Source organism: Nitrobacter hamburgensis X14 (assembly GCF_000013885.1).
Classification (GTDB): domain Bacteria; phylum Pseudomonadota; class Alphaproteobacteria; order Rhizobiales; family Xanthobacteraceae; genus Nitrobacter; species Nitrobacter hamburgensis.
The window spans coordinates 1,496,012-1,511,240 of sequence record NC_007964.1; the positions used below are offsets into that span (position 1 = coordinate 1,496,012).

A 15,229-nucleotide genomic window follows, 5' to 3' on the forward strand; every position below is an offset into this window, starting at 1 on the left:
GAATAACCGACAATCTTATAAGGACAACTGGTGGATATTTGGCGAACCGCGCGACGAACTCAGGCCCGCATTGAAGGACCTTCATCGCTACATCGCGACCGTTGAAACGACCAAGCACGCCGCGCTGGCGGCGGCAAGCGGCCCACTCGATGCGAAGGCCATCGCCGCGCAGTTCAGGAAAACAAAAACATCGGAGGGCAAGATCGCCGGCGTGCTGGCGTCGCTGGCGCGGCTCGGTCATGTCGCCACTGATGGCAAGACATTTACCCTGCGCCGGGTGGCGTGACGTCGCCGCTTCGTCAAACTTGAGCCAATCAACTGCGAGATGCAGCGCCTTCGGAACGCCTGTCCCGTTGCTATTACTGCGGCGCTGGCGGGATCGCGGCCGGCGGCATCATGGGTGCCGGCGCGGCGGCAGGTGCGAGCGGCGGCAGCGGCTCGCCCGTCACGTCGCTGCCATCGGCGCCGTTGAGGTGCAACTCGGCTTCGACCGCCGGCAGCGCCGCGTCCGCCATCGCGGCATGGCCTTCGGCGGTTGGGTGGATCGCGCCGCCATAGACGGCGGAGAGCAGGCCCCATGTCGCATCGTGAATGTCGGACGGTTGCATCGAGGACGGCAGCGCCTGCGGGTAGGTCATTGCCGTGAAGTAGCTGTCGTCGGCGTCGCGGATCCAGCGCGCGCGCGGCAGATAGGCGCGGAACGTGCTTGCCGGACGGCCGCAGGTCAGAGGCTGCTGCGGAGCTTCCACGATGTCGCTGACGAAGCTGTCGCCTTTGGCCGAGAAACAGGCGCGATCGAATTCGGGGTCGCTGCCGGAGCGCGCGCAAAATCCGTGATCGGCGAACGCGACCTGATGCGCCTCGACGAAGGTCATGCGGTCGCTGCCGGGATCGCGGCAGATCACGCCGGATTGACAGAGCGCGATCGCCTTCAGCCGCGGCAGGAATTCGTTCTGGACGTAGCCCGTGACCTCGGCGAGCCGCTTGGGGTCGGCATTGAACGACGGATGCACGTCGAAGCCGGCCTTGCCGCCGGCGCAGGGCGCGCCGCCGTTCGCCAGCGCCGGGTTGGCGTAGGAGACGAACACCACCCGCGACAGATCGTTGCCCACCAGCGGCCTCAATGCGGCGCGGAGCTTGCTGAAGGATTGCGGCAGGTCGCGCACGAGGCTCGACCGGGAATCCTCGACCGATTCGATCAGGCCGCCGCGCTTGAACAGCGCGCGCTCGGTCGGTGCGTCGACGATGACGTCGGAGACGAGGCCAGAGAAATTGATGTCGTTGGCGCCGATGGTCAGCAGCACGAGATCGAGCTTGCGGTCCGGCTGACGGCGCTTTGCGGTGGTGAGCGCCTCGCGCAGTTCGGCGATCTGGCCGTTGACAGTGCCCTGACACTTGGCCGAGGACTTCGCGGTCAGGCATTCGCGCGCGCGCTGCGACCCCAGCATCCCGTCGGGAATGGTCGCGCCGGTGCAGGCGAGCGGCAGGTAGGTCACGGCGATGTGCGAATACCGCACCGCGAGCGCGAGCGCGGTGCGGGTCTGGTAGCTGTAGAGCGAGCGATGGCAGGCCGCGTTCAGCCATAGCGCGCCGTAGTGCTGCCAGGTCTGGAGCGAGCCGGAGGTGCCGCAGGCGCGGCCGCCCTTGTATCCGGCGCGGCTCGGCCGGTAATATTCGCCCGCCGCGCCGCCGAGATAGGAGCGGAAGCAGAAGCCTTCGTCCGACAGCGCGATGGCGCGATCCGGGTTGCCTTCGCCCGAGGCGATGGAGTCGCCGAGGCCGGCGATGAGGATGTCGCGCACCTTGATCTGGGTGACGAGGCGCTGCGGCGCGCCGGCCCCGCTCGACACATCGACGGTGGCGACGGTGGCGCGGCCGTAGCGGGCGCGGAAGTCGATCGGCTCGGCGCAATCCTGCGTCGTAGTGCGCGGGCCGTCGCCGTCGTCGAACGACCAGGCGCAGATGGCGCCGACCGGGATCGCGCCCGTCAGGCGGACGGTGACGGGATGCTCCGTCGGCGTCAGATAGCTTTCCTTGACGTTGTCACGGGTGCAGGGCTCGCTGACGTGGCCGCCGAGGTCGATGCAAAGACGGTTCACGGCGTTGCGGGCCCAGCCGCGGCCGTCGCTTTGCAACTCCAGCGTCTGCTCCGCGGCGAGAATGCTCTGGTTGCGTTCGGCGGCGACGTGGATCTGGAAGTCGCGCTCCTCGCGAAACAGCCGGAAGCGGTTGCGGACTTCCCACGAAATCTCCATTCCGCCGGCAGCCTGATCCTGGATCGTTGTGGCTGAGCCCAACGGGGCAGGGCCGTCGGAAGCGGGCTGCGCGGCGGCTCGCTGCGCGGCGAGCGCGCCGAGCAATATCAGGGCAATGCGGACGAGGGAGGAGGCGTGAGCGCGGGCCATGAATGGTTTTGACGCGATAGTTTTGGCGGAAATAAGAGGGGCTTTCGGACTAGCGCGCATTCCGCAAAAATGGATACCGGTTTTGCGATCAGAATACGCGCAAATTATTTGATTGAGAGTATTTTCTTCACGCTAGCGGATTCCACTTAGCCGGAAAACTCTAGCGGCGGATGCGAATGTGACGGGCGAAAGATAGCTGGCCATCGACGGCGCGGAGCTGCGTCGCGGCGGCAGGATCGCGCATCCGCGCAGGCTCAGTCTCAGTCCTGTGAGACCCGCGTCTTGACCGCGCGCGGCGGCGGCGGAGTCGTCTCTGGAGCGCTGTGGCTATCGTTATCGCCGTCGTTATCGTTATTGCTGCCGTTGCCGTTGGTCAGGCGGCGGTGCTGCCAGGGCCGCACCACGTTGAGCCAGAGCTCGCGCGTGCCCATGATCGTGATGGCGACGGCGAAGGGAATCACGAAATAGAGCACGCGGTACACCAAGAGCGTCGCCAGCAACTCCTCCTTGCCGAACTGCGGCAACGCCACCAGCATCGCCGCGTCGAACACGCCAAGGCTCCCGGGGGCGTGGCTGGCAAAGCCGAGCAGGGTGGCCAGAATAAAGACCACCGACACCGAGACGAAGTCGATCGCCGGCGTCGCGGGCATCAGCAGGTACATCGCCGAAGCGCAGAAGCCCAGATCGACGACGCCGATCAGGATCTGCACGAAGGTCAGCGGCGCCGACGGCATCACGACCTTCCAGCCGTTCTGTCCGAGTTCGCGACGGTTGCGGCCGGTCATGATCCAGGCGAGATAGATTGCGATGCCGGCGAGGCAGCCGAACGCGATCAGGCGATTGATGGACGGCGGCAGCAGGTCCATCGCGCTCGCGGCCCACGGGTGCCAGGCCATGCCGAGGCCGAGCACGAACAGGTTGCCGAGCCAGAACGTCAGCCCGGAGATGAAGCAGACCTTGGCGACGTCGATGGCGTTGAGTCCGTGGTCCGAATAGATGCGGAAACGGATCGCGCCGCCGGTGAAGACGGTGGCGCCGACGTTGTGGCCGATGGTGTAGCTCGTGAAGGCGGCCAGCGCCGCGACGCGATAGGGAATGTGATCCTTGCCGATCGTCCGCACCGCGAAGAAGTCGTAGAAGGTCAGGGTGCAGAACGCGCCGACCACGCAAAGCGCGGCCATGGCGATCTCGTGCGGCGACTTCTCGGTCAGCGCAATCAGGATGACGCCGGTATCGACGCCCCTGAGGGTGTGGATGAGAGTCGTGATCGCGAAAGCGATGATGAGGAGGCTCGCGACGACGCCAAGCCGTTTCCAGCCGATCCGTTCCTTGAAGCCGCGCTGGAGCGCGGTCAGCAGCCGACGCATTCGTCCTCCCGGAGGGGTCACGAGACGTTTCGAGCCGGTTGGGGAGAGGGAAGGCAAGCGGCTGTTCCGTCACTCATACGCGAAAAATCCAAAGGACAAAACGGCGTGCAGGCCGGATTTTTGACAAGGGTGGCATTATGCGTCGAATGCGGTGTGCACCTTCACCGATCGAAAAACCATCAGAATCATAAAGAACTGCACCCGCTGCGGCGTTGATACCGCACGACGATCGTCGGGGTGCATATAGGCATAAAATATCCCGCGTTCCATGGTCGATTTGAGGCTCTTTGCCGCGAGTCTTCAAAGCCCGGACGACCTGTATATGCATTAGTTACATGACATTAGCTTATTACGCCGGGAAACAATTCGTGAAGGCGTCGCCGAAGGTCTGCTTCCGCACGATAAGCCCATGCCGAGGCCCGGCGAAGCCGGACCGGGAGGGCCGGGGGGTATGACGGGAGTCGTCAGGTCTTGTGGAGTGCGAAGTGCGCGCCGCAAAATGCCATCGCCGCGCCGAGGCCGAGCACGGCGAGCCCGTCCACGAGGCCTGCGACCGTGGGCACGGCGCTCGGCGCTGAGGCGGCCTGTCCTGCGCCCGCCAGAAACAGCACGGCGACGGCGATCAGGAACTGCCGCAGTCGCTGCTGAATACGGCCGGACGCCGCGCTGTGCATCAGCGTCGCGACAAAATAGCTGCCGGAGAAGCCGGCCGTTGCGACCAGCCACCATGCGATCGCGGCGCCCGCCGGCATGAAATCTTTGGAGTCGGCACGCCAGAGGCCGCCGAGATCGAGCCCGATCTGCGCGCCCAGCATGTGCACGGCAAGCGCGAGCAATATGCCGGACACCATCGCACCGCCGAGAATCAAGTGGCGCGGAAAATAAGCCGCTTCAGCCATAAAGGATTTGTAGGATAGAACCCGCACCGTGAGCAAGAGAACGCCGTTGTGCGAAGGATGCCGATCGTGTCGCCGCCGCCCGAGATGCCGCCGCCAGGTCCCGGCTACGCCTACAGGGCGTCGCTGATCGGATCGGCGCATCGGTTCATGCTGGAGGATGACGGGATATCCTGGCAGGCCGGCCGCAGGTCTGGGAAATGGCGTTACGCGGATATCGCCGGGTTGCGGATGTCGTACCGGCCGATGTCGATGCAATCGCGGCGATTTCGCACCGAGATCGACCGTCGCGGCGGCGGCCGCATCGTCGTGATGTCCACCACCTGGCAGACGCTGGCGCTGATGGCCGCGCAGGACAAGGATTACCGCGCCTTCGTTGTCGAACTGCACCGGCGACTCGCTGAGCATGGCGCGCGCGCTTCGCTCGTTGGCGGCCTGAACCCCGCGCTTTATTTTGCCGGCGCGGGCGTGCTGGCGTTGCTGTCGGTGGCGATGGCCGCTCTGCTGGTGCGGGCGCTGGTCACCGGCGAATGGGCGGGCGCGCTGTTCATCGTCGGACTGTCGGTGCTATTCGGCTGGCAGATCGGTGGTTTCATGCGTCGCAACAGGCCGCACGCCTACACCTTCGACGCGCTGCCGCAGGAGTTGCTGCCGTAGATCGTCGCTTTCGCTGCGTGCTCAATGCCGCACCACCAGCACCGAACACTTGGCGTAGCGCACCACATGACCGGCGTTGGAGCCGAGAAAGTAGGTCTTCATCGCCGGACGATGCGAGGCCATCACGATCAGGTCGGCTTTGATCGCCTGCGCTTCCTCCAAAATCTCGTGATAGATGCTGCCTTGCCGCACAACGCTGGACATGCGCGACGGCTCGATCCCGACCTCGCTTGCGACGATCGCCAGCGCTTCCTCCGACGACTGGCGCTGCTGCGCGCCGAAATCCGCCGGCAGGTATTCCGCGAGCATCACCGGCGTCATCTGCAGCACGTTCAGCAGCCTGATGGTCCCGTTCGAGGCTTGCGACAATGATACAGCGGTTGCGATCGCGGGTTTGGCGAGATCGGTGTCGGACAGATCGATCGGCACGAGAATGGATTTGAACATCGGCGCCCTCCATCATGCTCCGGCCCCCGCGCCGCATCATGTCTTCTGCAGGCTTTTTGACCGAGGACCGCTTGCAAGCGTTGCACACGGAGCAAGTCTATCATGAAAAGCGACAGGGCATCGGGGAACGGCCGAGTTGTCACGCCTCCTTCAGCAGTTTCGGACTGACGAACTGCGTGAGCTGCCCGCCTCCGAACGCGACGCCTTCCCAGCTCTCGACGGCAAAGTCGATCACTGCAAATCCCGACGTCGGCAGGTTGCCGGCGAGTGCCGCGCGCCCGGCTGCGCCGCCGCCGCCGATCAGGCCGAGCGCGAGTTCGTGCAGGCCGGGATTGTGTCCGACGATCATCAGGCGTTCGGGATCCTCGGCCGCGACGGAATGAATGATCGCCAATAGTTGCGCCGGCTCGGCGCCGTAAAGATCAGGCAGATGCGCGGCAGGCCCCTGTTGAGGCACCTCGTCTGAAATCTGTTGCTGGACGATATCCCAGGTCTCGCGCGCCCGCACCGCGGTCGAGATCAACGCCAGATCGGGCAGAAGAGATCGTTGTCCGGCAAGCCAGGCACCGAGTTCGGCTGCATCCTTACGGCCGCGCGCGGCGAGCGGGCGATCCCGATCGCGGCCGCTGGGTGCGTCGCGCTCGGTCTTGGCGTGTCGAAGCAGCAGCAGGCGGCGCATGACGCAGTCTCGATTCGGCGTTAGCAGGACGTTGAGAGTCCCTTTCGCGTTATTCACCGATGCGCAATTGCGCATCTGAGGGCGTTGCCAACGGGTCCGCGCGAAGCGCACCCCGATGACAGGCTCCGCGACGAACCCGCAATCCAGTATTCGCAGATACTCTTCGTGTTACTGGCTTCCCGACAACCGCTGATGCGGCTTCGGGACTGACGGCAAGAGCTTTTCAACATCCTATTAAAGCATGGACACGGAACGGGGGGCACAGGTATTGACGCTGCGGCTTAATCGACAACCTCGCGCGAGACAAGGTAACAAGGGTGGTGTGGATTTGACATTCGCTATCCACTTAACCGAACTTCTGAACCACCACATTAGAGCGTTTTCGAGCGAAGTGGATACCGGTTTGCGTGAAGAAAACGCGTCAAATCAAAATCATAGAGCCCCGCTTCTGATTCCATCAGAAGCGAAAAGGCTCTAGCGCAGATCCGTAAGGAAACGCGATGACTTCGGAGAGCATGGCTGCGGCTGCTGGTTCCGGCGACACGGCGTTCGCCGTCGCACCGCCGCAACGCGCGCGACTGACCGTCGATCTCGATGTCGATATTTGTGTGGTGGGCGCCGGCCTGGCCGGCCTCACCGTGGCGCTGGAGGCCGCGCGGACCGGCGCGAGCGTCGTCGTCCTCGAGGGGCGCCATGTCGGCTGGAATGCATCCGGTCATCATCTCGGCACGGTGATGCCGGGCTACGCGCTGCCGCTTCCCGACCTGATTGCGCGGGTCGGTTTCGATGACGCGTGGGAACTCTGGTCGCTGTCGCAACAGGGCGCGGACTATGTTCGCGCCCATGCGGCCGAAAATGTCATTCCCGGTCTTGCGCTGAGCGAAGGCGCGCTCGAGGTCTCCAACGTCGATGCGGGCGACCGGCTGATCGGCCATCTGCAGATGCTCAGTGAGGATTTTGCGACCGAGGTGGAGGGCTGGCAGATTGATCGCGTCCGCGACACCTTACGCACCGGCCGGTATTTTCACGCGGTGCATTATCCGCGAGCGTTCCAGATCGACGGGCGCAGATACGTTCACGGCCTCGCGGAGCTTGCCGGCAACGCCGGCGCGCGCATCTTCGAGGAAACGCCCGTGGTCAGCATCGACCCGTTCGGGATTCGAAAGCGCATCGTGACACCGCAGGCGCGGCTGCGGGCATCCCACGTCGTGCTTGCTGGCAATGTCCATCTTGGCGGAGCGTTGCGGCGATTGTCCGATACGTTGCTGCCGGTCTGGCGCCATGCTGCTGTCACTGCACCGCTGGGCGCGCGGCTCGCGGAGGTGATGACATTTCAGGGCTCCGTCATCGACACAGACGGCATCGATCATTTCCGGATCGTCGATGGTGACAGGCTGATGTGGGCTGGTCCGGAAACCACCTGGGAGGCGCGGCCGGAGCGCCATGTCGGGGCGATCCGCAGGCGCATCCGTACCATCTTCCCGCAACTCGGCACGGTCGAGATCGCGAAGGTCTTCTCCGGCGCCATCGGGCAGACTGTGCACGGTATGCCTCAGATCGGCCGGTTGCTGCCCGGACTGTGGGTCGCGAGTGGCTTCGGCCGGCAGGGATTGAACACCTCGGCGATGGCGGGGCAACTGATTGCCAGCGGCATGGTGGAGGGCGACGACCGCTGGCGGCTGTTTTCGCCGTTCGAACTGGTATGGGCCGGCGGCACCCCCGGGCGCGCCGCTGGCTACGCCATCGGCATGGCCGCGCGGGCGCGCTCCGCCGCCGCCGGCACGCTGGCGCGTTATCGCGAGCAAGCGCGCATCAGGGCACGAGCGCGCGAGGTCAGGCTGGCCGAGGCCAATCGTCAGGCGGGGAGGGAGTAGAAGCGCTTCCGGGAACCGCCGATATCGCAGCAATGTGAGCATATTCCGCCAGATCGGTGTAACTTCCGGGCCGGTTGCTGCGTATCTTTGCTGGAAACCCGCCTTGATTGCCAAGGAGACAGCTATGATCGATCGCCGTATCCTGCTCGCATCCGCCGCCGGTCTTGCAGGCTTGTCCGGCTTCCACTGGCTGCGCGGAGAGCCTGCTCGGGCGACCGGGACGAAGCCCGCGCGAAAGTTCGAGATCGAAAAGACCGATGCCGAATGGCGGGCTCAGTTGACGCCCGCACAATATAATATCCTGCGTAAGGAAGGCACCGAGCCGCCTTTCACCAGCCCACTGCTCAAGGAGCATCGCAAGGGCACATTCGCCTGCGCAGGCTGCGACCTGCCGCTCTATTCGTCCGAAACGAAATTCGAAAGCGGCACCGGCTGGCCGAGCTTCTGGAAGCCGCTTCCCAACGCGGTCGGCGAAACCAGGGATACGACCTTCGGCATGGCCCGCACCGAAATCCACTGCCGTCGCTGCGGCGGCCATCTCGGCCATGTCTTCGACGACGGCCCGAAGCCGACGGGCCTGCGCTACTGCATGGACGGACTGGCGCTTGTCTTCCATCCGTCGGCGCCGTCGGCGACGTAGGGACTTCGCTGCGCGAAGTTTCCAGATCGTCTTACGTCTGGATGGAAACATCTCGATCCATCGTCATTGCCGGGCTTGACCCGGCAATCCATCATTTTTCGAAGGAGATGGATGCGCGGGTCATAGGCGAGCGAAAGCGACGCCGTTCTTCGAACGGTTATGCCCGCGCATGACGCCAGAGCTCGGGCTGATTCCGGATAATCGCGAACGGCTCTGGCCGATAGACGTCTTCGCGAACCGGTGCCCGGCTCGCTCGAAAACGCTGCGATCTTCCCGGCAAGAGTTGCCCCGTCCGGCAAGAATGCCCCGGCTCTCGCGCCGTGGCCTTATCATAACATACTGAAATAACTAGCTTTTGCCGTTGGCATGGGGCTTGCGATGTCGTTTTTCGACCGCGGCTGTGGTTTTGGTTGATCTCCGGCAGGCCGCCCGGATCGAGTTGGAGACGATGTTATGGGTATTTTCGACGCCTTGAATACGTCGGTCGGCGGTTTGCAGGCGCAGTCCTTCGCGCTGCAAAACATCTCCGGCAACATCGCCAATGCCCAGACCACAGGCTACAAGGGCATTACCACCGCCTTCAGCGATCTGATCCCCGACTCGACCGCCCCGAATCGTCAGGTCGCCGGCGGCGTGACGGCCTATGCGACGGCAACTATTTCCAGCCAGGGAACGGTGTCGGCCTCGACGGTCGGCACTTACATGGCGATCACCGGCGACGGCTTCTTCAACGTGCAGGCACCGACGGGGAGGGTGGACAACCAGCCGCAGTTTTCCGGCGTCACCTATTACACGCGGCGCGGCGATTTCCAGGTCAACGCCAACGGCAACCTCGTCAACAGCGCCGGCTACTACCTGATGGGCGTGCCGGTCGATCCCAAGACCGGCAATCCGCTCGGCAATGTGCCGCAGGTGCTGCAGTTCCAGAACAACTTCGTTCCCGCGCAGGCCACCAGCACGCTGCAATACGCCGCCAACCTGCCGGCCGTGCCGACAACGCTGTCGAGCCCGACCGCGACCGCCGGCACCATCACCGCGGCCGGCGGGTTGAATCCGTCCGACTTCACCAACAACTTTAACCCGCTGGTGGTCGGCACGCCTGCGCCGCCCCGTACCGACAATACCACCTCCGGTTCGCCGGCGATGAACCAGCAGACGCCGCCGGTCGCGATCACCAGCGCGACAAAGCTGTCCGGCACCGCGCCGAGCAACTCGTTGCCGACTGGTTTCGCGGCGGGCGATACTATCACCGTCAACACCCAGACGATTGAGTTCTACGACTCCGGCGCTGGCGGCTCCGCCGGCTCGACGCCCAATACCACCTATCTCGACCTCGCGACTTCAACGGTTGGTAACCTCCTGAGTTCGATCGGCACGATCACCGGGCAGGCTCCGACAATCGATGCGAGCACCGGCGCGATCACGCTGCACACCGGCACGGCTAATGATCTCACCATTTCGAGCGCCTCCTCCGGCTGGACGTCGATGGGCTTTGGTGCGACCACCAACATCGCGCGCGGCGGCGGCGGCACGCCCGGTGCCGGCGTCGTGATCGCCAACGACCAGACCATCTTCCAGCAGGAATCGATCAGCGGCGGCGCGGTTACGGTCTACGACGCGACCGGCACGGCAGTGAACTTGCAACTGCGCTGGGCCAAGACCGACAGCGCTTCGCTTGGCGCCGGTCACGCCGACACCTGGAACATGTTCTATCAGGCCAATCCGAACGCCACCGGCACGCAGGCTGCGTGGATCAACGTCGGCACCAATTTCACCTTCGGCACCAACGGCCAGCTCTCGAGCCCGGTCGGGTCGTCCATCACCATTCCCAGCGTCAGTGTCGGGACCCAGTCGCTCGGCAACCTCACGCTGAATCTCGGCACCGGCGGCCTGACCCAGTATGCCAGCAGCGGCGGCAACGCCACCGTCAACGCGATCAACCAGAACGGCTATGCCGCCGGCCAGTTGCAGTCGGTCGCCGTCAACAACGACGGCATCGTGGTCGGCACCTTCTCGAACGGGCAGAACCTCTCGCTCGCGAAGGTGTCGCTGTCGCACTTCAACGGCACCAACTACCTCAAGGCGCTCGACGGCGGGGCCTATGCGGTGACCGATGAGTCGGGACCTGCGATCGCCGGCGCAGCAGGACACATCAACGGCTCGTCGCTCGAAGGCTCCAACACCGATATCGCCGACGAGTTCACCAAGCTGATCGTGACGCAGCAGGCTTATTCGGCGAACACCAAGGTCATCACCACCGCGAACAGCATGGTTCAGGATCTCTTGAACGTGCTGCGCTAGAGCATGATCCCGAAAAGAAGATCATGCTCATTCGAAAGAATAAAGCAGAGTTTGATTCAACGCGGTTGAACCGGACTCTGGTCGCGGCGCGGATCGATCCGGTCTCGAGGCGGACAAAAAGATGAGTTTGAGTTCGGCCCTCTCTATCGCGATGTCCGGCCTGCGCGCCAACCAGGCGGCGCTGTCGATCGTCTCCGGCAATGTCGCTAACGCGAACACGCCGGGCTACGTCGCGCAGACGCTGGTGCAGGACCAGATCGTGACCGGCAGCACCGGCTCCGGCGTCCGCGTCATCGGCGTTAACCGTACGCTCGATACCTATGTGCAGTCGCAGTTGCGGACCGAAAACGCCGGCGGCGCTTATGCCGATCAGATCGCCAACGTGCTCGGCCAGTTGCAGAACGTCTATGGCACGCCGGGCAACGACGGCACGCTGGAAAACGCGCTCAACAATTTCACCTCGGCGTTGCAGGCGCTGTCGGCAAGCTCGGGCAACACGGCGGCGCAGTCCTCGGTGCTGAACGCCGCGCAGGCGCTGGCGCAACAGCTCAACGCCACCACCAGCGGCATCCAGACGTTGCGCTCCAACGCCGAACAGGATCTCTCGGTATCGGTCTCGCAGGCCAACGCGGCGATGGCCCAGATCGCCCAGATCAATCAGAAGCTGCAGGGCATGAGCGCCCAGGACCCGGCCGCCGCGACGTTGATGGATCAGCGCGACAGTGCGGTCGACCAACTCTCAAGGCTGATGGATGTCCGCGCGGTCACCGACGGCGCCAATCAGACGTCGGTGTTCACCACGTCGGGCATTCAGCTCGTCGGTGGGGTGCAGGCGTCCACGCTGTCGTTCAACGCGCAGTCCTCGCTCACCGCGAACTCGCAGTGGAACGCCGATCCGAGCAAATCGAGCGTCGGCACCATCATCTGCCAGCTTCCGAATGGCGCCAAAATCGACATGATCGCGACGCAGTCGATCAACTCCGGGCAGATCGCAGCCGACGTCCAGTTGCGCGACAAGACGCTGGTGCAGGCGCAGAACCAGGTCGACCAGATGGCGGCGACGCTGGCCAGCGCGCTGTCCGATGTCACGACCTCGGGCACGAAGACAGCCGGGCCACCGGTGAGCTATGCGACCGATCTGACCAACGTGTTGCCGGGTAATTCGTTCAATGTCACCTATACCGATTCGAGCAACGTCCAGCACAACGTCACCGTCGTGCGCGTGGATGATCCAACCGCGCGGCCGATTCCGAACACGGCGTCGAACCCGAATGACAAGGTCATCGGCGTCGATTTTTCCGGCGACGCGGCGTCGGTCGCAGCACAGCTTAGCGCCGCGCTCGGTTCGTCCAACCTGAATTTCTCCGGCGTTGGCATGTCGCTTCAGGTGACGAGTACCGCAGCGTCCACCGTCAACGCGGCATCGACCACGACGACGGTGCAGTCGCTGGCCTCGGGCAATCCGCAACTGCCGTTTTTCACGGACCGCGCCTCGCTCTATACCGGCGCGATCACAGGCACCGCGTCGCAAATCACGGGGCTGGCAGGGCGCATCCAGGTCAATGCGAAGCTGCTCGCCGATCCCTCGAAGCTCACGATCTACAATACCTCGCCGGTGACGCCCGCGGGCGACACCACGCGCTCCGACTTCATTTTCGACCAGTTGACGTCGGCGACTTACACCTATTCGCCGAACACCGGCCTCGGCGCGGCGGCCGCGCCGTTCAAGGGCACGCTGCCGTCGTTCCTGCAACAGTTCGTCAGCGTGCAGAGCAGCGCGGCGACCACGGCGAAGCAGGTGGCGCAGGGCCAGGACGTCGTCGTCAACACGTTGCAGGAGAAGTTCAATGCCAAGGCGGGCGTGAATATCGACACCGAAATGACCAACCTGATCGCGCTGCAAAATTCCTACGCGGCGAACGCGCATGTGATGTCGGTGGTGCAGAGCATGATGCAGACGCTGCTGCAGGCGCAAATATAAGCGCAGATATAAGATTAAGTGTAAGACGAGTATAAGGCGGTTCGCATGGCGATCAACGGCATCAGCTTCGGCAATACCATCCTCGGTGGTTCGATCCAGAGCCTCAAGGTGCAGATGGCCGATTTGCAGAGCCAGCTCACCAGCGGCAAGAAGTCGACGACCTATTCGGGCATGGGCGCGAACGAAGGTTTCGCCATCGCTGCGCGCGCGCAACTGTCGAACATCGCCGCGTACACCGACACCATGACCAAGATCAACACCAACATCCAGGTCGCCAACACCGCGTTGCAGGCGCTGGCCGACATCGGCTCGCAGTTGCAGACCGCCGCAAACAGCGGATCGCAGGCGCTGAACAGCGCCGGACAGACCGCGGGCCAGCAGACCGCGGTGGCCGAATTCTCGTCGATGGTCGGCATTTTGAATACGCAGGCCGGCGACCGCTACATCTTTTCCGGCAGCACGATCTACACGCAGCCGGTGGCGTCGTCGGACCTGATCCTGAACGGCAACGGGGCCGGGCAGGCCGGACTGAAGCAGGTTATCTCCGAGCGCAACCAGGCCGATCTCGGCACGGGAGGCTTTGGCCGCGTCACGATCTCCTCGCCGACCACGACGTCGGTGTCGGTCGCCGAGGACGCGTCGCCTTCGGTCTATGGCCTCAAGCTCAGCAAGGTCACATCGACGCTGACCGGCGCGACCGTTACCAACACACCGGCGACGGTCAACCTCGCGAGCATTCCGAATGACGGCGACACCTTCAACTTCACCTTCCTGCAGGCGGACGGCACCAGCGCGACCGTTCAACTGACGGCCACGACCACGGTGCCGGCGCCCGCGGGATCGTTCGAGATCGGTGCGACCGCTGCGGCGAGCGCCACCAACCTGAACGCGGCGCTGACTGACGCCGAGGCCACCACATCGCCCTATGGCGCGCAACTGACCGGTGTCAGTTCGAGCGTAGCGGGCGTGACGGTGACGCCGGCGCAAGCCTCGATCGACCTTGGCGCCGCCACCCCGGCGGCCGGCGACACCGTGAGCTTCACCTTCAACCTGCCGGACGGCAGCAGCGAAACCGTGCAACTGACGGCCTCCAGCGAAGTGCCGACGCCGGGCGGCTGTTTTGCCATCGGGACCACGCCGGACGAAACCACCGCCAATCTCAACGGCGCGCTGACGAAATCGATCGGCACGCTGGCCAAGACCTCGCTGGTTGCGGCCTCCGCCATCCGGGCGACGCATGATTTCTTCGATTCGCCGCCGCAACGCGTCGACGTTACCCCACCGGCGACGCTGGCCACCGCGACCGGCGCAGTGAACGGCACGGCGGCGAATACCGTGCAGTGGTACACCGGCGATGCCGGCACCGGATCGGCGCGCGCGACCTCGAGCGTGCGGGTGGATCCGTCGGTGACGGTGCAATACGGCATCCGCGCCAACGAGGACGCCATCCGCTCGCTGATGGAGTCGGTTGCGGTTCTCGCGGCGGTGACGACGTCGCCGACCGATCCGAACGGCGCCAACCAGATCTCGGCGCTCAACGCGCGCATTGCGCAAAACCTGACGGTCACGCCCGGCAAGCAGAACATCCAGGACATACAGTCCGATCTCGCCAACGCGCAGACGGTGATGAAGGACGCGACCGCACGGCAGAAACTGACGCAGGCGACGATGCAGAACATCGTCGATCAGGCCGAGACCGTCTCCACCGACCAGGTCGCGAGCCAGTTGCTGGCGTTGCAGACCAGTCTGCAGGCCTCGTACCAGACCACCGCCATGCTCTCGCAGCTCAGCCTGGTGAAATTCCTCTGACGGGTATATCAGGCCCGTCATCCCGCGCCTGTCGCGACGGCAACAACCTTCAAAAAAAGCCGTTGATCAAAAATTAGGTCTTCGTTAACCATGGCAATTAGCGATTTGGTAACGAATTCGGGCCGCGCCGCCTTGAGTTGAACTGTCTTTTGTTGATCTGTCTGGAGTTGAGT

The 15,229-nt window shown here is 64.1% G+C and carries 12 protein-coding genes; 7 read left to right on the top strand and 5 right to left on the bottom strand.

Annotated elements, in window-relative coordinates; translation table 11 throughout:
* Positions 1 to 70 precede the first annotated feature (70 nt).
* Entirely contained in the window at positions 71 to 286 is a 216-nt protein-coding gene (locus tag NHAM_RS06755; RefSeq protein WP_041357800.1) for a hypothetical protein, read from the top strand.
* 73 nt (positions 287 to 359) lie between these two features.
* On the opposite strand, the gene NHAM_RS06760 is transcribed toward NHAM_RS06755, so the two are convergent.
* From NHAM_RS06760 to NHAM_RS06770, 3 genes are all read right to left on the bottom strand, one after another.
* On the bottom strand, positions 360 to 2,405 hold the full coding sequence (locus tag NHAM_RS06760; RefSeq protein WP_041357801.1) for a hypothetical protein: 2,046 nt from the start codon (positions 2,403 to 2,405) through the stop codon (positions 360 to 362).
* Positions 2,406 to 2,665: 260 nt separating this feature from the next.
* Complete coding sequence (locus NHAM_RS06765; RefSeq protein WP_011509840.1) at positions 2,666 to 3,772, bottom strand: lysylphosphatidylglycerol synthase domain-containing protein; 1,107 nt, start codon at positions 3,770 to 3,772, stop codon at positions 2,666 to 2,668.
* A 464-nt stretch (positions 3,773 to 4,236) separates the two neighbouring features.
* On the bottom strand, positions 4,237 to 4,671 hold the full coding sequence (locus NHAM_RS06770) for a hypothetical protein (protein WP_011509841.1): 435 nt from the start codon (positions 4,669 to 4,671) through the stop codon (positions 4,237 to 4,239).
* A 57-nt stretch (positions 4,672 to 4,728) separates the two neighbouring features.
* Here NHAM_RS06770 and NHAM_RS06775 point away from each other — a divergent pair, with 57 nt between their 5' ends.
* Positions 4,729 to 5,325: a hypothetical protein gene (locus NHAM_RS06775; RefSeq protein WP_011509842.1), complete on the top strand. Its 597-nt coding sequence runs from the start codon at positions 4,729 to 4,731 to the stop codon at positions 5,323 to 5,325.
* A 21-nt stretch (positions 5,326 to 5,346) separates the two neighbouring features.
* Here NHAM_RS06775 and NHAM_RS06780 read toward each other — a convergent pair whose 3' ends face one another.
* Positions 5,347 to 5,772, bottom strand: coding sequence for a universal stress protein (locus NHAM_RS06780; RefSeq protein ID WP_011509843.1), 426 nt, complete (start codon positions 5,770 to 5,772; stop codon positions 5,347 to 5,349).
* A gap of 139 nt (positions 5,773 to 5,911) precedes the next feature.
* Positions 5,912 to 6,451 carry a SixA phosphatase family protein gene (locus NHAM_RS06785; RefSeq protein WP_011509844.1) on the bottom strand — a complete coding sequence of 180 codons (540 nt, stop codon included), beginning with the start codon at positions 6,449 to 6,451 and terminating at the stop codon, positions 5,912 to 5,914.
* Positions 6,452 to 6,951: 500 nt separating this feature from the next.
* On the opposite strand from NHAM_RS06785, the gene NHAM_RS06790 reads away from it, so the two are divergent.
* The 5 genes from NHAM_RS06790 to NHAM_RS06810 all read left to right on the top strand — a co-directional run bounded on the left by NHAM_RS06790 (position 6,952) and on the right by NHAM_RS06810 (position 15,056).
* Positions 6,952 to 8,325 carry an NAD(P)/FAD-dependent oxidoreductase gene (locus tag NHAM_RS06790; RefSeq protein WP_011509845.1) on the top strand — a complete coding sequence of 458 codons (1,374 nt, stop codon included), beginning with the start codon at positions 6,952 to 6,954 and terminating at the stop codon, positions 8,323 to 8,325.
* Positions 8,326 to 8,449: 124 nt separating this feature from the next.
* Positions 8,450 to 8,965, top strand: a complete 516-nt coding sequence (gene msrB / locus NHAM_RS06795; protein ID WP_011509846.1) for a peptide-methionine (R)-S-oxide reductase MsrB — start codon at positions 8,450 to 8,452, stop codon at positions 8,963 to 8,965.
* A 453-nt stretch (positions 8,966 to 9,418) separates the two neighbouring features.
* Complete coding sequence (locus NHAM_RS06800; protein ID WP_011509847.1) at positions 9,419 to 11,266, top strand: flagellar hook-basal body complex protein; 1,848 nt, start codon at positions 9,419 to 9,421, stop codon at positions 11,264 to 11,266.
* Positions 11,267 to 11,387: 121 nt separating this feature from the next.
* Positions 11,388 to 13,247 (top strand): flagellar hook-associated protein FlgK, encoded by a 1,860-nt coding sequence (gene flgK / locus NHAM_RS06805; RefSeq protein ID WP_011509848.1) that lies wholly within the window; start codon positions 11,388 to 11,390, stop codon positions 13,245 to 13,247.
* 45 nt (positions 13,248 to 13,292) lie between these two features.
* Positions 13,293 to 15,056: a hypothetical protein gene (locus NHAM_RS06810; RefSeq protein WP_011509849.1), complete on the top strand. Its 1,764-nt coding sequence runs from the start codon at positions 13,293 to 13,295 to the stop codon at positions 15,054 to 15,056.
* The last annotated feature ends 173 nt before the right edge of the window (positions 15,057 to 15,229 follow it).